Origin of the sequence: uncultured Bacteroides sp. (assembly GCF_902491285.1) — a bacterium.
Lineage (GTDB): Bacteria > Bacteroidota > Bacteroidia > Bacteroidales > Bacteroidaceae > Bacteroides.
In genome coordinates this window covers 39,330-61,495 of record NZ_CABUHK010000009.1, presented here as the reverse complement: position 1 = coordinate 61,495, position 22,166 = coordinate 39,330, and the positions used below count along the sequence as shown (strand labels likewise).

Genomic DNA, 22,166 nt, shown 5'->3' with positions numbered 1-22,166 from the left:
AAAGACTATGATGGAAAAAACATGGAGATGGTTCGGCAAGAAAGATAAGATTACCTTGTCGATGCTCCGACAAATAGGTGTAGAAGGTATTGTCACAGCCTTACATGACGTGCCGAACGGAGAGATTTGGACTGTAGAGGCTATTAATGATTTGAAGTCTTACATCGAATCTTATGGTTTGCGTTGGTCGGTAGTAGAAAGCCTCCCAGTATGCGAGGCAATCAAATATGCGGGGACGGAACGTGAACAGTTGATTGAAAATTATAAAGTAAGCCTTGCCAATTTGGGCAAATGCGGAATAAAGACCGTATGTTACAACTTTATGCCTGTTATCGACTGGATACGTACTGACTTGCAGCACGCCTGGCCGGACGGAACCAGTTCCTTATACTACGACCGTATTCGCTTTGCTTATTTCGATATCCGGATTCTGGAACGCGAAGGAGCAGAAAACGACTATACCGAAGAAGAACTCCGCAAAGTCGCCGAACTGGACAAAGTAATCACAGAAGCGGAGAAAGATGCCTTGATTGATACAATCATTGTCAAGACACAAGGTTTCGTTAACGGCAATATCAAGGAAGGGGATAAAAATCCGGTTGCTATTTTCAAGCGGCTGCTTGCCTTATACAAAGATATTGACCGCGATACTTTGCGTGCAAATATGCGTTACTTCTTATCCGCAATCATGCCCGTATGCGAAGAGTATGGCGTCAATATGTGCGTGCACCCCGACGACCCTCCATTCCAAGTTTTAGGTTTACCGCGTATCGTCACCAATGAAAGTGATATCGAATGGTTCTTGAACGCAGTAGATAATCCACATAACGGATTGACTTTCTGCGCAGGTTCTTTGAGTGCAGGCGAACATAATGATACCCGTGAGCTGGCAAAGAAATTTGCCAAACGTACCCACTTCGTACACCTGCGTAGTACGGCTGCCATACCAGGTGGAAACTTCATTGAAAGCTCCCATCTCACAGGAAGAGGACATTTGATTGACCTAATCCGTATCTTCGAAAATGAAAATCCGGGACTGCCCATGCGGGTAGACCACGGACGGATGATGCTTGGAGATGAAGACAAAGGCTATAATCCGGGATATTCTTTCCACGGACGTATGTTGGCTCTGGCACAGGTGGAAGGGATGATGGCTGTGGTGGATGATGAGAAAGAACGGCAGATGAAGTTTTAGCCTCACTTTCTTATAAATATTATTTTGAAATACAAGAAAGTAGCTTTACTTTTATATAAATAATGCAGCAAAAAGCACGAATAGATGCTATTTGCCGCATTTTCTATTTATAGGCTTTATATCGTCACCAAACTAATGTTACTTCCTTGTTCTTGAATTTGAATTCTTTTTCCCATATTCTCCATATGCTGCTTCGGAATCATACCAAATATCTCCTCAACAGAATACCCAATATCCGGATAATGGAAAAATTATCCAAATCTCCTTATCTCTCTCCTTCGATTATTTTACCCTTCTCTTATTATCTGATATGAATTTTGCCAAGAGATAATTCTTTTCCTGCTTTCTTTATAAATAAACGCAGTACACAAGCTCCGGCAGAAAGAGACAGCTCTCCTATCTTTCTTTCCTGCCATTGTCCGGATGCCGGAAGGAAGAAGAGAGCCGTTTCAGTCCCTTGGTCAGATGCTAAAAAGAGCTTTGTTTTCGTTTCAGACTGATAAGTTACATAAATGGTATATTTTTTTGTAGCCGGAACTTTCACTGTATAATTCAGCCATTCTCCGTCTTCCACTTCTGTCACCACATATTCATTTCCATTCTTCTTCAATTCTACCGCCCCATCCGGACGATACTCATTCCCCCGTTTCGTTCCTATATTATGGTAAGTATGTCCTTCGGGGTTTTCGGACAGGCAATAGTAGTCATAATCGGCCACTTGAATCGTTCCGGGCAAAGCATGTATGCCGGAAACCCGCTTTCCCGAAGAGAAACTGACCGGTTCACCAGCCATCCAGGGAGTCAGTCGCTTCGTTAATGTCCCCCATCCTGTCCATTCATAAAACCAATGCGGAGCTACTCCCCAGTTTTCGCAACCATGATGTTCTATCATATAGTCACGATAGCGCTTCAGCCAGGTATAGTCCTTTTCCGGCAGACCGGCACGCACGGCATAATGTGCCAGAGCCATCTCCCGTGTTCCACCACTTCCGGCGACATCCCCACGACCATGGGGTGAGACATTCACAGATTCCCAACGTCCGCTACGGCTTTTCACTTGCAGATACTTACCGTTTCCAAAGGTCACTTCTTCCGGATTCTTCGTAAAACCGATCGGCTCCCAAGGCGTTTGCTGGTCGTCGTAAGACTGAATACTTGACAAATTATAACGATAGTTCCATTCCAGTCCTGATAAAATACGATTATCCAGGCAACTATAAAGGGAGTCACCCTGATTCCATGCCATTTCTGCTATGGCTACATAGTTATGAACTCCTGCCAATACATGCCCCTGGTCACGGCTGGATTCCTGACATTGCCCGTTCGGATAAATATAATATTGCAACTGTTCATCATAGCCATAGTCGGAAACCGTCTTTGCTCTTCCCTGCAATTGATAATCAAGCATTACCGGTGTCTCTTTTATTGGTTCTTTACTGGTAACAGCAGGACCGGAAGGATAAGGAAGGTCATCTTGCCGATGTTTCATCCCCAACAAATACCGGTAGGCACGGTCATACATTATTTCATTATCCAGGTAAATAGCCATTGCCATCATACCACGTGCCGCAAACAAACCCTGATTTCCGAAACGTGCCGCATCAAAATTATAGATATTCCAATAGAAAGTCACCCCATTCTTCGAATCATCCCAATAATCGGCATATTTAGAAAAGAAATCCTCCTCATTGCTATATCCCGGGTAAACCAACATATCTTTAAACCTTTGCCGGTCTTCTTCCTTCCATCCCGCATAATCCCGCATCAGTTCCGCCGCATCTATCAACAGATAAATCTTCCCATTATCCAAAGGCCCTGTCCCACGGCTGCTTGTATTTGTATAATAAGAATTGGCATTCAAATATTCCACGGCTTTGCGCGCATAGGCTTCATCTCCTGTCAGGTGCCAAAGCAGAGCCAAATCATGAGCACGCCTGCCATCTACACCGATTGTCCCGTTAAACTGCCCTTCCCGTATCTGATTTCCACGTTCGACTACCGGTGCTGCCAATGAAGAATAAGGTGACGCTTTCAGTTTCAAAAAAGTAGAATAATAAGGCTCCACTTGTGCTTCAATCATTGCTTTCATCCTATCCAGGTCACCTTTCGTGTAGGTAATGCCGGGATGCACAAAATCCCGTTGTGCTTGCACCACCTGATGAACACTTCCAAGCCATGCAAGCAAAATAAGACAAATAATCTTGTTAATCATAGTGCGATTTGATTTCTATTTATTCCAAATGATGAGCAAAGATAACATTTTGCAGATAAAATCTGACTAGACTTGGTTAATTAAGTTCTCTATTCAACTACAAGTACAAAACCACCCCGGGGAAGACAATCTATATTCACTGTTCCCTGTTCTTTCGGCAATTGAAGGTGCTTCATAATATCCAACTTTTTTTCATCACTGCCATCTTTAAATAATATTATTTTTTTTCCCAGATTCGGTAAAGCATCCAAAGTAAAGCTCAATGTTTGCTTATCGTCAGTTCCGTTAATGCCCCCGATATACCAAACATTACCTTTACGACGAGCCAAGACTACAGATTTCCCCGGATATCCACTTAATAATTTTATATCATCCCAAGATGCCGGCAACCGGGATAGTAACTTTCTGACTTCCTTTGGCATTGACTCATACACAGAAGGTCTATCGGGCATATGTTGCCATCCGGACTCAAAGATAACAGGTAATGCCAGTTCATGGCCATAAGATGTAATATGAGGATGCTGGGAATCGGAAAAAGTACCGGGCGTATAGTCCATCGAACCGACCACGTTTCTCGTAAAAGGCAATGTGGCATTGTGTCTCGCAGCCAGTTGGGTTAATCTCGGAGTATTATTGTACCATTCTGCTCCGTACACTGCTTCCATCGTCATTAAATGCGGATAAGTCCTTTGCCATCCACGGGGAATGGTGGCTCCATGAAGATTCACCATTAATTTATATTTTGCAGCATCTTCCAGCAAATCCAGGTAATAATCCATTGTTTCCACCTTATCGCCAGCAAAGAAATCAATTTTAACACCCGACACCCCTTGTTCAGTAAGCCATTGATATTCTTTTTCTCTATTTTCTTTCTTGTTTAACCTGTCCATAGGTCCCGGAGCTCCTTTTCCAACCCATGCAGTACAGGAATTATACCACAAAAGAGGTTTAATTCCTTTTTTTAACGCATATCGCAATGCATCATGTACGTCTCCGCCATTCTCCATTTCATGCCATTTCCAATCAATCAAACTATATGGCCATTGCATCTTCACAGCCAAGTCAATATAATCCTTTACAATTTTAAAATCTTTGGAACCGTTATTATACGCCCAATATACCCATGAAACAGCTCCCGGTTTTATCCAGTCCGTATTTGCCAATTTACAAGGTTCGGACACATCCGTGACTAAAGTAGATTCCACGACATCAGCCAAAGAGCCTATAATAAGCAGCCGCCAAGGAGACTGCCATGCTTCTTTAAAAGGCAGGTTATCAGTAGCCAAACGCACTTGATACTCATTCGGTTCTACCCCATTATATAAAAAAGACGCACAATGTCCACGCAGAATATCAGCTTCCGTAATTAACATAAAAACTGAATCTTGTAATTCAACAAGAGCCGGATACCCCCAACAATATGTTTTTTTCTTTTCTACAGTTGATGTCCCATCCGTAACTAAAGGATAAAAACCTTCATAATCTTTGCTATGTTGCTGAATCCACCTCTTATTCCCTGCGGATATCGGGTAAGTAGTTACTTCATTAAGAACATGCTCATCAGCAGAAACAGCTTTTATCCCATATTTGAAAGCAATTCCGTCATTATATACTCTGAAAGTAACTGCCAATTCCCGCCCTTGTGAATTAACGAAATTATAAGTTTTTTCAAAAGCCTCGTTGGTACAGTGACTTCTTTTTCCTATCAACATTTCATAATCATCCTTTACCAATTCTGCTTCTGACACAGATTTCAACTTTAAATCTCCCGCAAAACTTTGCTGGTCTGTATTTATTCCCAAACGTGTCTGTGAAAGTATACAACGGTTATTGTATTCTACCGTGAAATAAGCCTTTCCTCCATTTCCTTCCGTTGCCGAAACTTTTAAATAAAGTTTACCGTTTGGAGAAGACACACCATAGGATTCTTTTGAATAACACAATACGCTACTTGCCAGCATTATAGCTAACAAAACTACTATATATTTAATTTTTATCATTGTTCAGTCTATTATTTATAACCTAAAAAAGACAACTTCATAGGAAGGCTGTTCGGAAATAGCCTTATTTTCTATCTTCAAAGAAAGTACCACCTGCTCATAGGGATTCAACGGTCCGACCGTACCCTGTGCCTGGATTTTTCCATCGCATAATACTTTTACCCCCGTCCTTTGAGAAACGGACAGGCCAAAGTTTTGTACTTCAACAGTTAGTTCTTTTTTCGCATCGTCCATGACAGGGCGACGTGCCGAAAGTAATGGAGGCGTATAACAAACAAACGGCAGACGGGCATATCCGTATATCAAATTTCCTTTTTTATCTTTTCCTATCATCTTGGGTGCAAACTCTTCCTCCGTGATACCACTGTTTTTCCCGTTAAAAACCACAATCAAATCTTTACCGGATTTCTTTGTCCGAAGAGGTTTACAGCCTCGCCCGAAATTGACTTCCGTGTACGAGCCAAAGCGTAAAGACTCTATATCAACTTCTGTCTGCGGATCAAAATCATCTTCCGCCTCGATCTTGACCTCAATAGTCCGTGTATCCGGTTTTATCGGTTCCTGATTCAAGACAGAAAGTAATAATCCCTTGTTCAGTGGAATACAAATATTCTTGGAACTATGATGGTCACTGGGAAGGTCATTCCACTTAATAGTATCAATAACGGCAAAATTCATCTGAACGGCACGCCCTTGCTTGTCTTGAAAAACTTTCGGACGTTCATATTTGAACCAATGCTCCACATATCCATCTTTATGGAATGATACACCGGGCATGTATGCTTCTCCTTGTTCGGTCACCCAATGTACCCCGTCTTTCGAACGTTGGTAATAGGCGATTCGTCCCAGCCAATCATTTACAATCAAATGGTATTGAAGAGAATCCCGCCATACAACAGGATCCTCAAAACGTCCGTCCACGTCCGGATATACTCTTTTATCCGTCAACTGGTTGTAAGTGGAAAGACCGTCACGACTCACCCACACGCCACCACCGCGGCAGACCATCAGATAAGAATTATCCTGCCGCCGGGCAAATGTGAGGTTAGACAGGCCCTCTATAATTTTCCGATCCCGGGCGTCAAAATCAAACTTGCCGTATGTCCATGGGCCGTCCATGCTATCAGCAATATAGTAACCGTCAATGACATAAACCACAATACGCCCATCCTTCAAGACGAAGGCTTCCGGATTATGTCCCTTACCTATGGATCCTTTTATGACAAATGGGCCATGTAAATATTTGCTAGTAGCATGATAAACAGTAGAATGCGGCCAGAACATATGCCCCTTGGGAGAGTTTTCAGGCCATCCGCAAACAAACAAATGGTAATTACCATCGGGAGTCTGCAATATATTTCCACCCCAGAAAGAAGTTGCAGGAAGTTCAATGCCATTGTCTACGTATCGGAGACGCACACTATCGGTTCCCCATACATCTTTTGCGGTAACACTTCCCTGCATAGGTAAGAAACGATCCATAAAACGTCCACCCTCAATCAAATATTGCCATTCTTCCGGTCGCTTGCGCTCTGTGATTTGCGCATCCATACCGGCAAAGAAACCGCACAGTCCAATCAATAGTAATAATTTCCTCCTCATTTTATATCTGTTTTTGTAAACGTAATCCCTTCCACATGCGGCCCAATATAAAAGCGGGCCATATCTGCCGTCTTATACCATTTCGGTTTATCCGGCATTTCATCATAAATAAACTCGCCATTAATAGAAAGATTCTCAAAACGGACATTTTTCACTTTGCGCTCTTCATTATGCCCTTCTATGATTGACAGTTCTGCATTCTCTCCTGCATATGATACGTTTTTGAACAATACATCTTCAATTCCTCTTCCGGGAGCCGTACAATATTTTTCATTATTAAAGATACGCAGATTCACAATCTGTCCCTGTCGGATGTTCTCGATGCGGATATTCTCAAAACGCACTTTACGCACCAGGTTATTATCACCTGCGTTGATAGCAAGGCAACCTTGATAATCCACCTGCTTCTCCTTATGGTCTAATATATCAATATTAATATAATTCAGATTTTCGAGTATTTCCGGTTCTTTTGTGTTTCCGTGAAGCCCTATGAAAATGGGGTGAGCTACATCAGCCCAAAGGGTAGAATTCCGCATCGTTATATTTCTGCATCCTCCCACAAAACCAAGACGGGTTCCATAAACCGTAGTACAGTCGTCCGAGGTACGGCAGAAAACGCCATCAAACAAAACATTGGTGCTGGCAAACACATTCATGCCATCCCCCCATGAATAATAACTTATGCATTTCACATTACGAATGGTGACATTGTCCGACCCGCCTGTAGAACACTGCGTAGCCGCAATACCTTCCACATATACATTCCGTGAATTTGCAATCCTGATACCTCCTTTCACTGTGTGGTCAATGATTCCTCTTCCTATCAACTTGACATCATGTACATTATCAATCACTACACGTCCCATCAGAAGAGCTCCACCCGCCAGATAGACTGTTTTCCCGGAAGGGACTCTCAATTCTCCGTTTTCTAAGGTATGGATGCCCGGAGCATAATAAAGTACATCCGGATCATTTTTATCCGGCACTGATTCCTCTATCGGATTAGCAAACAAATGCAGGTTATGGAAAATATCTCCATTCACTTCTACCGACAAGTTTCCGGGACGATCCAATGAAAAGGTTACTGTATTATTCTCTATTTGAGAGGGTATATTATATGAAAGAGGACGAATTCTTGCCGCATTCACTTTTCCCCGATTATAGGTAACAGCCACCTCTACCGTTCCTGAAAAATCAAAAGTCGCCATTGAAGCACTTTCTACATGATGTTTTGTATTCCTTACTTCATCAACCTTGACCAGATAGGTAGATAATACAGCCCATTCTCTCCCTTTTTGCCGAACCCGGACTGTGAAATCATCATTTAATGCTGCTCCCCCGGGAGCGGCATAGGTTACCAAAGGTTCTTTTATAGAAGCTGATATGCAATTTAGTACTACTGTACAAAATAATAACAAGACCCAGAATCTCTTCATCATATAATATCTTACAACATTTATCATTAAATTTCCTGTCAAATATAGAATATACAGGCTGATAGTCCAAAGATACCAGCCTGTACTTATTAATAATCTAATTTCTTATCTCGGATACATCAACGTACCGTATCCCAACAAATCATAGGCACCCCCATTATCACCGGTCTGTGCACCGGTTTCCGGATGCATCTGATTTACCCCCATCAATGTATAACGCATCCATTGGGGCTCTACATTCTTGATTCTAGCATAATGCCAATAGAGCACTTCATACATCGGACGTGTTGAGCCTCTACCGTCTGCGCTAATTTCCGTATGTACTCCATGATATCCGTTATATTCCACAAAAGGAACATCCAGCATTGCCACGTTATACTTGGTTACATATTCCGATGCCTTCAAGATAACATTGTTGTTATAACCGAAGAAATCATCTCCTTGATTGTAAGTCATTTGAGCAATCACTCCCAACAGCCCAATCACCAATGTAGAGTGTCCCTGGTCACGACCGCTTTCCTGAATCTGTGCCAGGCCTGCATTCTCACCATCAAATACATGAACAATTGTTTTTCTCAGACAGCCATTACCGTCACCGTTTAATAAATACTCAACGGCCTCATTGTAAATGTCACGACGGTCGGCCAAAATACCGATAGACAACATAGATGCCAGATTAGCCAGTCCCCAGTTCGCCCAGTAATTCAGCACATTAGCTCCATGATGCCTGACAAGAAAATCATGATTGGCAGCATAAAAGACATCTATCATCCACTGCTGGTATGCCTTAAAATCATCAGAGTTCCATCCGGAATAGTCACGCATAAGCTCTGCGGCATTAGCAAACTGATAGCCATATAATCCGGCTGCCAATGACAGATTGGAATCACCATTGATAGACTTGCAGGTAGTAGCCCACGCATTCAGAATATTAACGGATGCCTGTGCATATTTCGCATCACCTGTAACCTTCCAGGCCAACGCATAATGATAAGCTGCATGAGCCTGATTGGCTGCATTATTATAATTATCAGATTCCGGTTCCCAAACAGTACCTCCGCCTCTGATAAGTTTCGCTGTAGGATTAGGAACAACGGTAGTATTGGGAAGCCCAAGCCCGTCAGCAAACATCGCTTCCGAAGTAGCTGCCTGAAAATGGTTGTTTTCCAAAAGTTTATTCCATCCTTCAATCCATGGAGATTCACTATTTGCCACTTTTTCTTTCACACGTGCCAGTTCTTCCGCACTATGCAATCCGCCCGGATGAATCATTGCTTCACTTTCATCCTTTATCACGATGTTATGGGGAATTTCCTCTTCACCATTATCTGTCACCCAATTTCTTTCTATCGGGTCAATATCGTCACCACAAGCCGTCGACAACGACAATAGACTGAAGAACATCAAATAATATATCTTTTTCATATTTACTCGTTTTATAAATTAGAACTATTGTACATCACCTACATAAACTAATTTGAGTTCAGTGACTTTAAAGCAAGAACCATTTGGCAAGTCGGCTGTAAAGCCCAGGCAAACCTCTGTTGTCTCCGACAAATCAAAAGAGATAGAATGAGTTGCAACAGGATCATTCTTACTATGATTAACAAATTTCCAGAATACATCCCCATTAGTAGCCGACAAATCTTCGGGATTGGGTAATTCAGTCTTATTCTTACTAATCGCAACATTAGGATTACCTTTCAATACGACCTCTCCATAAATGACATCCAGTTTATATAAACCTTTGGGCAAGGTAATCACCTGATACATTTTACCATTATCTATCGACTTTGTACCTGCAACAGCATCGTTGTTCCAACCTGCCTGCATTACCAACGCCACTCCTTCACCTTGCTCATTCAGATTCAATCCTCCAACGGGTACTGTACACCAGTTCTTATTGATATATCTGTTCAACAAGTTCTGCGCAGCTTCATTCACAATCCAGCCAGCCGGTTCAGCCCAAGTATTTGCATCACTTCCCTGTCCTTCCTTATATTCATTACGAGCAAACGGAGCCTTATAATTTTTCAGTACATAACTTGATATGTCCGTATCAGCCTCCAACACTTTCAGTTCATCCGTAGAAGTAGAAGAAAGCTCATCCTTTGTCACAGTAACTTTACCGCCGACAAAACCATCCGGAACAATCGCCACTATTTTCCCGTTCTCACAAGATTCAACGGAAGCAGCAACTATATCACCGAATTTCACTGTGACAGCAGCGGCATCAGTGCCGAAGCCTGTACCGGAAATTGTCACTTTGTCTCCCGCAAATGCAAAACTTCCACTCAACACATTATCAGATTTCGCAGCAGTGACAGTCGGTTTCTCAAGCAAAGTGATTTTCAATGTATTCTTTGCCGCTTTTCCCTGAATCTGCACTTTGACGTCAAACTCTCCAAATACCGTAGTTTCAGGAACAATAGCCTTTATTTCTTCATCTGTACATGAATTTATCGTGAAAGGAACCTCTTCTCCATCTATTGTACAATACAACTTCACATCTTCTTTTACTGTACCGAAATTCTTACCGGTAATTGTAACCTCCGCATTGCCTGTTACCCTTGCCGGTGATATTTCCGTCATTTCAGGATCGGGAATAACCGTAAAAAGCCAGTCTGTCGTTACAATCTTCATTTTGTTCGCTTCAATAGTCAAAGGACCACTAGTCGCATTTTCAGGAACCTTCACGACCAATTTGGTATCTTCACAAGTTAGTAGCTCCACCGGCTCTTCCATACCTGCAAAAAATACTTTCACCAACTCTTTCGCCGCTCCGAAGTTGGCCCCTTCAATAGTGATTTCCGTCCCGGCATAACCACGTTGGGGTGATATATTGGAAACTGACAGAGCAGGATCTTCATTTGTCAGCCGTACTATTTCTGCATCATCATCACAAGAAATGGTCAGCAATGAGAACAACAACGGTAATATTAAATATATCTTTCTCATCTGTTTCTTTGTTTTTATAGTATGATTATAATAATTCTAACTTTAATTCCGTCGCTCTGAACCAGCCGTTGGCGGTTAGAGAACATACAAACCCGAGGGCTACTTCAGTGCTTTCCTCTGTAAGCTCAAATTCGAACTGTACAACGGAAGCTGACCTATTCTCTCCCTCAAACAGATAGAATCCTTTAACCGATTCATTATCTGCAATGTCAGTAACATCGGGCAGCTCACTTCCCGCAGCAACAGCTAAATAAAGCGTACTGGTCTTCACTCCATACTCCTTCATATTTACTGTCAGACGGTATTTTCCCTTCGGTAATGTCGTTGTCTGATAAAGCTTACCATTCGTAAAGTTGTTAGCTCCCCATCCGGCCTGCAAAAGTAAGTTATCACTATTCAAACCTGCCACTTTCTCTGACGCCCCTGTATTCTGCATACTGCGAGCCGCCGCATTTACAGTCCAATCAGCCGGCAAATAAGTTCCGGGATTAGTCCCCAATTGCGCATCAGTCATATTAGGGTCTATTTTGAACGGTTGCCTGTAGTTCTTCAAGTAAGCAACTGAAACGTCTCCTTTGGCAAACGGATTCAACACAGCTCCGGCGACTACTTCAAAACCATTGACTACAATGATTAACTCTCCGGTAGGAAAATCTTCGGGAGCTACCGCCCGAATCTCCGTTTCCGACCAGCTAGCCACAGTAGCTTTCACACCACCGAATTTCACAACAACATCTTCTTTTGCCGTACCGAAGCCTGTACCCTTGATTGTAACCGTTTCTCCGGGACTGACAATAGTAGAACCACTTTCTGTTATCATTTCAGAAACAATGGGCGAAGGCCAAATCTCATAATTTCCCACATTTACCGAATGAGTCCACACCTGCAAAGTTATGTCACCATTCATAGCTCCTCCAGGCACTTCCACTACCACACAATTATTGTTACAAGACAATACATTGTCCGCCGGTATTCCTCCGAAAGACACTTTTACCGCTTCCGTACGGTCACCGAAATTATGTCCCAATATTGCCACGCGGGACTTCACATAGCCTGCAGCAGGCGAATATCCCGACACTTCAGGAGCAGGATATACATACTGTTTGATATTACTGTCTTTTTCGCAATTAGTAAAGACTACTGTTCCCAAAGCCAGCAAGCAGTAACTTATGGTTTTTATAAATAAACGCTTCATAATCTTATCCATGTTAAATAATTAATCAATATCCCGGATTCTGTTTCAAATTCGGATTCAAATCAATCTGTGTCTGAGGTATCGGCCACAAATAATGCTTCTTTTTGAAAGAATGGTTTGCAGCACTGCTGATGACCACACAATTCAGAACTCCGTCTCCTGTCTGTACCTTTTCTTCTCCCCAGACAAAAGTCTTCGGCGCATAACGTCCCGTAACAGTACCGTCTGCCGATTTGAAATCTGTCGCATAACCATCACCGCCAACAACCATGCCACAACGTGAAGCGTTCAGTGCCTCTTCCGCAATTCCCCAACGTTTCAAATCATCGAAACGGGCACCTTCCATATATAGCTCTATTGCACGTTCACGACGAATCTCTTCCAACATATCCAATCCGTTATCTTCAACCAGCTTGTTAGTCAAAGCAGCTACACCGGCACGGGCACGCAATTCGTTGATTCCTGCCAACTGTGCATCAGTCACTTTTCCGTGACGTTCATAACAAGCTTCCGCATAATTCAGATATACTTCCGCCAGACGTAATACCGGATAGTTAGCCGATTCATCATTTGCCTTACGATAAGTCGGATAGTTGTAAGCCTTGAATTTCGTACAGTCATACCCGGCCAATCCTTTGTCCAGTGTCACCGACCCCGGTGTAGGTTCTGTCCCGCCATTGATATAATTCATTAAACGATAATCACGGTTCTTAAATTCATCCCCGGTTTTATGATATCCCTGAAACAAGTCGGATTTGTCAATCGGTTTACCGTCCGTACAAAGAAACATATCAATCAATTTACGGCTCGGAATCATTGACATAACGGTATGGCTCAAGTTCACTCCGCCTGTCCTTAAATTAATATCATAAACACCATAGAGGATAAACTCCTTATTACTGCTTTTAGTCAATCCCGCCGGATTACTTCCCGCATCTTCCAGGTTAAACAAATATAAGTTGCTTTGATTCTTAATCTTCTCATTGCTATTATAATTCCAGATTTGATACCCGCCTCTCTTCGTCACATCCTCACACAAGGTGATTGCCTCGTCCAGAAAGTCATTTACCTGATCTTTGGCAGGACCGGTAGATCCGGCAAAGTCCGTTGATGTCCCGTTATACTTTCTCCAGGTAGCTTCATAAAGCAACACACGTGCCTTAAAAGCTTCGGCAGCCCATTTGCTGACACGTCCTTTATCAGTATCAGGGATATTCTGCTCCATAGGAAGAGCAGCTATCGCATTTGTCAAATCCGAAAGAATCAGGTCGACTACCTCATAACGGCTGTTTCTGAAAGATTTTAGTTCCGGAGAATCTGTATCCAGCGCGGTAGTTATCACAGGCACGCCCCCAAAAGCCTTCAACAACGTAAAGTAATTATAGGCACGGAAGAAATAAGCTTCCGCCAGATAAGGCGCTATCTCCGACTGGTTGCCCGGATAATTCTTCGCTTTCTCAAACAAAATATTAACGGTACGTATATAGCCATAACACTTATCCCAACGTTCATCTGAAGATGAAATAGCAATCGTTCCACGTCCTACCTCCGATGAAGCCAGAAAATTGGAAGCCAAGTCCGAAGAAGAATCCATAAAGTTGTAAATAGAGTACTTGCCATACGGCGTACGCCATCCTAGAAGCTGTCCATAAAAGCCTGTGGCATAGTCTTTAAAATCCGACGCCTTTTTAAAATACACCACATCCGTCCGCTGATCTTGCGGATCGAGATCCAGAAAGATGTCCGAACAGCTTGACAAGCCAAGCAACAAACCGGAAAGAATCATTATATATAATTTTCTCATATCCATCAAATTTATAAAAGTTACAAAATCAGAAACCAACATTAATACCGAACGACCATGTTCTGGAGAACGGGTAACCGGAGTTTTGCGACATCTCCCCCATTTCCGGATCAAATCCGTCTTTTATACTCGTTGCCTCCCATAAGTCGTTACCGGAGAAGTAGACGCGGACTTTTTCCAGTTTCGCTTTTCTCGTCCACACTTGCGGCAAGGTATAACCAACGACTAACGATTTCAGACGAACATATCTGTTGTTTTGCAGCATGAAGTCATTGTTCTCGTAATTCCATTTCGCACGTTCCGTATAGACAGTCAGACGTGGAAACTCCGCATTGGGATTATCTTCCGTCCAAGTCTGCCCTATAAAGTTGAAATTCTGATTGGTGTATCTGGTAGCAAACGGATAAGCCATCCAGCCTTGTCTCATAATCAACTGCTTGCCAACTCCCTGAAATAAGGCGTTAAAATCAAACCCTTTCCACGAACCGCCAAGCGTAATGCCGAATAGGTAATGCGCATTACCATCTCCCATGTAAATCAAGTCACTGGACGCGCCGCCATCGGCAGAAATAGAACGGTCTCCACTTAAATCCAGACGTTTGATATCGCCCGGACGAAGTTCCGTGCTGCCGCCTGCCGGCAGGGATGCCAGTGCTCCCGTATTACCATATTTCGCATAATAAGCGTTCACCTCTTCCTGCGACTGGAAGTAACCGTCCGTCTTATATAAGAAGTAAGCATTCAGCGGATAGCCGTTCAATGTTTTATTCTTTCCGGCGGCAATCGTATTGGCTCCTTCCAGCTCCATCAACTTGCTACGTGTATCACTGACATTCGCCGTAACATAGTATGAGAAATCTTTTATGCGATCCCGCCAGGTCAAGGAAACTTCCCATCCCCTTACACGCAAATGACCGCTATTCGTCTTAGGAGCTCTAGCCCCCAAGATGGCAGGATATGAAACTTCGGACAACATACCTTTGTTGTCTTTGATAAAATAGTCCCAGTTGAAGACCAGACGGTTATTGAGGAAATTCAAGTCCACACCGATATTCTTCTGCTCCACGCGCTCCCATGTCCTCGTCAGACTAATCAAGCCGGAATTATTCAATGAGGTAGAGATGTGTGTGCCGGCGGGTGAACCCAATATGGTGGTTCCCTGATTAATAGTTGACACGTAATCATAATTACCCAGTCCGGCGTCATTTCCGGAACTACCATAACTCAAACGTACCTTACCGAAGTCTAGACCAATAAAAGAAGAGATGGGCTTTATAAAATTCTCTTGTGTAAATACCCATCCCAAAGAGAATGAACCGTAATTCTGGAAACGATAACCGTCCGCAAACTTGGAATTACCGTCACGACGTCCCATCAACTCAATCAGATATTTTTCCGCATAATCATAGTTCACTTTAGCAATGTATGAATATGTACCATTCTGATACTTTCCACCACTATTTCCCTGCAATGTGCCATCAGCCAGATTCAAGTCATATACTCCGTCATTCTCAAAGTCCTTGCGTCCGGCAGCCAGCTTCTTCACTTGCTTCTTTTCCGCATTGATACCCATAAGGGCAGACACATTGTGCACGCCGGCAAATGTCTTGTTATATTTCAGCAGAGCAGAATAATATTGATAGAAATAATTTTCGGCAACAGTCAGGTAGCCCGGATTATTATGGTCCAGATTCGACGGGTCTGTGGTATTCAGTCCCGTTACCGTAGAGCTGACCAGTTGCTGGGCAGGATTTCCGAACCAGTCATAAGTCTGCACCGGAGTCACCCAACGCTCACGTCTGAATTCTTCATTCTGGAAAGAAGCCATACCTTCAAAGCTGATTCCTTTCCATATATCAACGATTGCTTTCATATCTATACGGGTAGTCAATGACTTCTTGATATCGCGTCCGCCGTCGGTTGTTGCGGCAACCGCCTGGCGGTCACCTACATTACCAAAGTTGGCATACCACTGTCCGTAAGGATTCTTTGCAGGGAAGAAAGGCATATCATTGCCATACAATGAATTGTCCAACCCCACGGAAGGAGATTCCGTATCTGTATTTACCAGACTTGCCCCTGTTTCCAGTCTTATCCATTTGGCTAACTGATAACCATAGTTCAAACGTAAGTTTATCTGCTTCTGTCCGTCATAAGCGGTAGCCAGATTCGCCTGATTATCGGCATAAGCGGCCGAAATACGGAAATCGGATTTATCCGTGGCACCGGAGATACTCAGATTATGCTGATAAGAAAAACGAGTGGCAAACATTTCTTCCAAACGGTTGGCATTGCCGATAAATATGTCTCCATAATACTGGGTGGGATAGATTCCTTCAATCCCCTGAGCCATTTTCTCCATGTTTGCCTGCGAAACCCATGCCCACCAGTCGGGCACTTTTTCTTCCTTGTTGGCAGCCAGCCACATTTGGGCATATTCTGACATGGAAGGCGAGAATCCCGTAATACCATTGGTATTGAAGCGCATATTGAAGTTATAATCGACACTCACTTTTCCTTTACCTTTTTTGGTAGTAACAAGGATTACGCCATTAGCAGCTTTCGCACCATAGATAGAGGCTGCACCATCCTTCAAGACACTGATACTTTCAATATCGTCAGCGTTCATATTCTGAAAAGATTGTCCATTCAAAGCGGGAACTCCATCAATGATAACCAACGGGTCACCCCCATTGACTGATGTCGCGCCACGAATCTGGAACTTCAAGTCTTCATTTCCCGGACGGGCGGATGAACGGGTCACTGCCAGGCCCGGTGTCTGCCCCTGCAAAGCCAGACCGACATTGGTTACCGCACGACTTTCCAATGCCTTCCCGCTCACCTGCTCGATAGAACCGGTCAGCGTAGCTTTCTTCTGGGTTCCGTAACCTACAACGACCACTTCTTCCAACGCATTATTGTCTTCTTTCAACGTTATCTTTATTTCCGGACTACTGCCGATAGTCACAATCTGTTCTACATACCCGATATAGGTAACCTTCAACTGTTTTGCACCATCAGACACTTTCAAGCTGAATCTTCCATCAAGGTCTGTTATCACTCCTTCTTGCGAACCTACAACAACGACATTACAGCCAATCAACGGCTCACCGTTCTGGTCTGTAACAACTCCTTTGACTGTCCGCCCCGTTTGGGCGACAATCATGTTTTCTTCTACTCCGGTGTTTGCCAGTAGCAACGTACCGGACGAACCGCCTACCAGCATAGCCAAAGCTATAACGGCTCCTTTACTAGATAAGAAACTGGGTTTAATTCTCATAATATTAATTTAAAAATTGAATTTAGTATATTTTTCTATATAATCAACCTGCCAACTGTTGTTTTAACGAAGTGCGTACCGATTTGCGGGCAAGCAGCAACTGCCCTTCAACGGTGCGGGTAGACAGGTAAAGCTTGTCTGCAATAACAGGCGAAGCCATCCCACGAAAGCTAAGTTCATAGATTTGACGGCGTCTGCCAGGAAGCGCATTCACTACCTGACGGTGTAATATCTGAAGCTCCTTGGAATAGATTGTATCCTCGGTTGTATTCCGACCCGTCTCTTGTGCATTATATATATAGGAGAAAATCTCTTCCTTTTTATAATAGCGACGAATCTTGTCTATCACCAAATTCCGTGCAATAGTAAAAAGCAACGGGCGAGCCGTATCCTTATTCACAAATGCCCTGTGTTCCCATAAACGTACAAAGACATCCTGCGCCAAGTCTTCCGCCTCATAAGAGTTATAGATACGGGAAGCGATATACCTTTTGATGACATCATAGTATTGAAGGTAGCATTCCGAGAAGAAATCTTCTAATGTGGTTACATGTGCGCTCATAGCATTCATAATTAGTCATTGATTGATGATACAAAAGTAGAGCAAGAAGGTATCTTGGAATGGTAATGTAGTAACAAATGATACGAAATTGGTAACATACATGCTTGTTGATAACAAAAATCCCCATTTCATCGAAGAATATGGCTGTTACAATTATTGCGTTTCCTTCCTTTATCCTATGTTATCCTGTGTGTTGGATTCGTTTCAGTACAGCTTTATACCCAATCCAGCAGTTCTTGTCGTCTCAGCTATTAATAGAAAAGTTATCAGGTCCCTATTGCAAACTTCCTTTCCTCTAGTAGTAAAGTTATTCTCGCCATATTGTAATCTTCAAACGCAAGTTGCGTTTTTATAAATGAAAGCTTTGATTATAAAAATAGAACTTGCGTTTTTATAATCAAAGCTTGCGTTTATAGTTTAGTGTAAGCCGAAAGGAAGTTTACCACTAGAGAAAAGGAAGTTTAGTCTTAATAGATAGGAAGTTATCTATTAAGAGATAAGAGGTCAGGTAGTATCGGTTATCAGTAGTTTCTTATAGTAGCATATACGCCATAACTATGTTCTTCAATAGCATATAGCGGTTTTAGCGAATATACCCGTCCGCCATTATTCAAGGTAAAGCTACCATTATCATCACCTTGCACCTTCAGCCCATTCAGTATATCCTCAGGGGTTCCTTTCAGGATAAGTTCGGAGCCATTCTCAAATGCCAGAAGGATAGGACCATAGAATATAGCAATCATGTTCTTGTCGTCAGGCATGGTCTTGATATAAAAATCATAGTGAAACACTAATCTTACCTTGTCTTTATTCTTCCATTTCCTGTTTATGCTTACGTAAGAATCAGGAGTTATTTCCGTCTGTTGTTTTTCTCCATTCACAAATACGTCTACTGCCTTAGCCCAGGACGGAATAAAGAGATTCAAGCCGAATGCGGTCTGTTTCTTTACAGAAACCGAAAACTCTACGGAAGAGTTCATAGGGAATTCACCGGATTGTTCCAGGCGAATATTCTTTTCTTTCCAGTCCAGTTCGGAAGGGACATAGAGGTTCACCCAAAGCGTAGAATCATTATGATAATAAATACCGGAGTTGAGCAGTGCAAATGCTTCTATGGTCGAGCCATTGCAACAGCGAAAATCATTTTCTTTCAGGAAAGCCTTTTTGCGTGGGGAACCTAAAGGCAAATGATAGACACAAGCTCCCGTGTGGGCACTTTGCAGTGCCAGGATAGAATTATAGAATGTATTCATATAGACATCTGCATAGATAGGATTCGCTTCCCACGTGAAAAGAGTTGAAGTCAGTTTCTGAGTGTTATGAGAAACACAGGATTCGGCAATCTCTTTGGTCAGTGTATTGCTAAGATGTCCGGGCACTCCCCAGTGTTCGGCCGAAAGAGAAGTACGGGTCACAACGTTTGGCCGGGGGCCACTGCTCGAACCGTTTACATACGTATGTTCTTTCATCAGCATATTCCAGAAATTCACTACTGCATCATAATAGGGTTTATCACGCATGATTGAATAGCGCTGGGCGAATCCGTTCACCAATACCAGATGGGTGTTGGAATGTAATCCGGACAAGATATTCTGATTTTGCGATAATGGGATAAGAAACCAGTCCCTGTCGAATATCTTCGCCAAAGCCAGATGTTTCGGATTCTTAGATACTTTATATAACTTGTATAGAACCTCATTCATCGCCCCCGCCTCGTTGGAAGGATTGGCGCCTACACTGTAAAGAACCTTTTCAATGGTCCGGGCATCAAGACGCGACATACGGCGGTCTACGTAAGAGGCCATCTGTATTACCATATCATACGCTTTCTTGTTCCCTGTCCGGACATATGCATCCAATAACCCCTGCATAATCTTGTGATAAGTATAATAAGGAGCCCATACACCGGAATAGCGGGTTTCGAGTACCTCAAAATCTTTCTCGGGGAATGCACTCAAGTATCCATTTCCCAAGGCTTGCTGGCACTTATACAGTTCCTCAATCATATAATTCAGCGCACCGGCCAATTGCGCATCGTGATATTTTTCCACTGCACAGGATATGGCTGAAAGATAGTGTCCGACAAAATGCCCACGCAACCCTATTTTAGGAGCTTCCCACCCTTCCAGCGGTTGCGCATCCGACGGCAGTCCTGCATTCACCCTGAAATTATGCAGCAATCTGTCCGGTTCCAATGATTTCAGAAACCTGGTGTTTAATTCTTCACGCTGCTTAATCCAGGAAGGTCTTAACGTGACTGCCGCATTAGAATAAGGCTTCGCTTTTTCAACTCCAGTATTGAACATATCCTGGGCGAAAGAATGAATTTGAAAGAAAACCAATAAAGCTACCAGTAGTGTATATTTATTTTTCATAACCGTGATTCATCTATTGTTCTTGCAAAGATAATTCTATTACTTCACTTTAATCCCTTTTACAAACTCATTCGTTATGAAATCATCCGTACTTTTCATCTTCACTCCGTTAATCATCACATTCTCGAAAGTTACATTCTTTATCCCCCGTTCTTTATCGAAACCTTTCAAAAGAGAAGGGTTCTCTCCTACTCCATCATAAGTGATATTGCGGAACGTTATATCTTCAATGCCGCGACCGGGCTGCTTGTCGTATTTCGGATTGAAACGCACATTGATATGAAACAGACGCCCTTCCTGAATACTTTCCACGCGGATATCTTCAAATAACACTTTACGTACCAGATTCTTATCCCCACAGTCTATCGCCATGCAACCTTGATAGGGAGAATCGTCCTCATCATGTTCAAGGATATCAATATTGCGGATAGTTATATTTTCAAGAATCTCTCCTTCCGCACACGCGGCATTCCCATGTCCGCCGATATTAATGGGATGAGCGATGTCCGCCCAAAGGACGGAGTTCTGTAACGTCACATTCTTAGAACCGCCGTAATAGCTCCAGCGATGCGCGTAGATGGCGATACAGTCATCACTGTTCCGCATAAACACATTGTCTATCAGCACATCATTGCAACACATCATGTCAATGCCGTCACTCCAACCTTTGCAACTGAAGGACTTCAGGTTCTTAATGGTCAGCCCTTCAGATTCTCCGCCAAAAACAGTATAATGGTCGGGATTCACTACTGTGATGCCGTCAATCAATACGTTTTTGGAATGAGTCACTTCAATGCCACGAATCGGGTGTTCCAGAATACCACGCCCTATAATCCGTACATTTTCCGCCTTATCCACCAGTAATTTGGCCTTCACTACAGCGCCAGGCGCCAAGTAGACAGTCGTATTGGACGGAATCTGTATCTGATTATTGGGCACATCCTGCGGACGATGAACACCCGGGCCGAAATACATCACTTTCTCATTGCTTCCGGTATACGTCTCCGTTTCCAAAGGATTGGCAAAAAGATGAAGATTGTGCAGGCGGTCACCGTTAAACTCTACGGATAAGTACTGCGGTTTCTCCAGCATAAACTGAATGGTATTCCGGTTCACCGTGTGCCGCACGCCTCTCGCCAACGGCCGAATCTGCACATCCTGAATCAGCCCGTTATTCTTCTTCACCATGACTTCGACAGGACTGCCCATATCAAACTGCACCATGGAAGCCGACTGTACGTTGTCCATATCCACGTTGACATTATATTCGAACAAGTCTTTCCATTCTCCCCCAGGCACACGCACCCGGACGGTATAGTCATCGTTATGCGGCATACCTGCATTTACTCCTTCCGGATAGGTCGCCAACTGCGCACTTGCCATTGTTGAAAAGGTGATAGACACAGCCAACAACCACTTTCGTCTCCCCGATAGCACTCTAAATATATTCATTCTATTCATGATTAAACTGATAACAAAAAAATCCTCTTTATTGCTACTACGAACAACAAAGAGGATTTGCCTATCCTTTCATCAAATTTATTCAG

The 22,166-nt window shown here is 43.1% G+C and carries 13 protein-coding genes; 1 reads left to right on the top strand and 12 read right to left on the bottom strand.

Annotated features, from left to right (window positions below; translation table 11 throughout):
• Window positions 1–7: 7 nt before the first annotated feature.
• A complete protein-coding gene (uxuA, locus tag RDN93_RS04015; protein ID WP_308744277.1) occupies window positions 8–1,195 on the top strand; it encodes a mannonate dehydratase in 1,188 nt (395 codons plus the stop codon).
• A gap of 301 nt (window positions 1,196–1,496) precedes the next feature.
• Here the strand turns inward: uxuA and RDN93_RS04010 are convergent, their stop codons facing one another.
• The 12 genes from RDN93_RS04010 to RDN93_RS03955 form a co-directional block, all read right to left on the bottom strand.
• Entirely contained in the window at window positions 1,497–3,407 is a 1,911-nt protein-coding gene (locus tag RDN93_RS04010; RefSeq protein WP_308744276.1) for an alginate lyase family protein, read from the bottom strand.
• A gap of 89 nt (window positions 3,408–3,496) precedes the next feature.
• Window positions 3,497–5,407 carry a glycoside hydrolase family 97 catalytic domain-containing protein gene (locus RDN93_RS04005; RefSeq protein ID WP_308744275.1) on the bottom strand — a complete coding sequence of 637 codons (1,911 nt, stop codon included), beginning with the start codon at window positions 5,405–5,407 and terminating at the stop codon, window positions 3,497–3,499.
• 15 nt (window positions 5,408–5,422) lie between these two features.
• Complete coding sequence (locus tag RDN93_RS04000) at window positions 5,423–7,009, bottom strand: glycoside hydrolase family protein (RefSeq protein ID WP_308744274.1); 1,587 nt, start codon at window positions 7,007–7,009, stop codon at window positions 5,423–5,425.
• Entirely contained in the window at window positions 7,006–8,445 is a 1,440-nt protein-coding gene (locus tag RDN93_RS03995; protein ID WP_308744303.1) for a glycosyl hydrolase family 28 protein, read from the bottom strand. Before RDN93_RS03995 ends, RDN93_RS04000 begins: the two co-directional genes overlap by 4 nt.
• 105 nt (window positions 8,446–8,550) lie before the next feature.
• Window positions 8,551–9,870 (bottom strand): alginate lyase family protein, encoded by a 1,320-nt coding sequence (locus RDN93_RS03990; protein WP_308744273.1) that lies wholly within the window; start codon window positions 9,868–9,870, stop codon window positions 8,551–8,553.
• Window positions 9,871–9,894: 24 nt separating this feature from the next.
• Window positions 9,895–11,403, bottom strand: coding sequence for an IPT/TIG domain-containing protein (locus RDN93_RS03985; RefSeq protein ID WP_308744272.1), 1,509 nt, complete (start codon window positions 11,401–11,403; stop codon window positions 9,895–9,897).
• A 25-nt stretch (window positions 11,404–11,428) separates the two neighbouring features.
• A complete protein-coding gene (locus RDN93_RS03980) occupies window positions 11,429–12,598 on the bottom strand; it encodes a DUF5013 domain-containing protein (RefSeq protein ID WP_308744271.1) in 1,170 nt (389 codons plus the stop codon).
• A 25-nt stretch (window positions 12,599–12,623) separates the two neighbouring features.
• Entirely contained in the window at window positions 12,624–14,402 is a 1,779-nt protein-coding gene (locus RDN93_RS03975; RefSeq protein ID WP_308744270.1) for a RagB/SusD family nutrient uptake outer membrane protein, read from the bottom strand.
• 28 nt (window positions 14,403–14,430) lie between these two features.
• The gene (locus tag RDN93_RS03970; RefSeq protein ID WP_308744269.1) at window positions 14,431–17,682 is read right to left on the bottom strand and encodes a TonB-dependent receptor; all 3,252 of its coding nucleotides are present in this window, start codon (window positions 17,680–17,682) and stop codon (window positions 14,431–14,433) included.
• A 43-nt stretch (window positions 17,683–17,725) separates the two neighbouring features.
• Entirely contained in the window at window positions 17,726–18,244 is a 519-nt protein-coding gene (locus tag RDN93_RS03965; RefSeq protein ID WP_308744268.1) for a sigma-70 family RNA polymerase sigma factor, read from the bottom strand.
• A 521-nt stretch (window positions 18,245–18,765) separates the two neighbouring features.
• Window positions 18,766–20,619, bottom strand: a complete 1,854-nt coding sequence (locus RDN93_RS03960) for a beta-L-arabinofuranosidase domain-containing protein (RefSeq protein WP_308744267.1) — start codon at window positions 20,617–20,619, stop codon at window positions 18,766–18,768.
• 39 nt (window positions 20,620–20,658) lie between these two features.
• Window positions 20,659–22,071 carry a glycosyl hydrolase family 28 protein gene (locus RDN93_RS03955; RefSeq protein ID WP_308744266.1) on the bottom strand — a complete coding sequence of 471 codons (1,413 nt, stop codon included), beginning with the start codon at window positions 22,069–22,071 and terminating at the stop codon, window positions 20,659–20,661.
• Window positions 22,072–22,166: the final 95 nt, after the last annotated feature.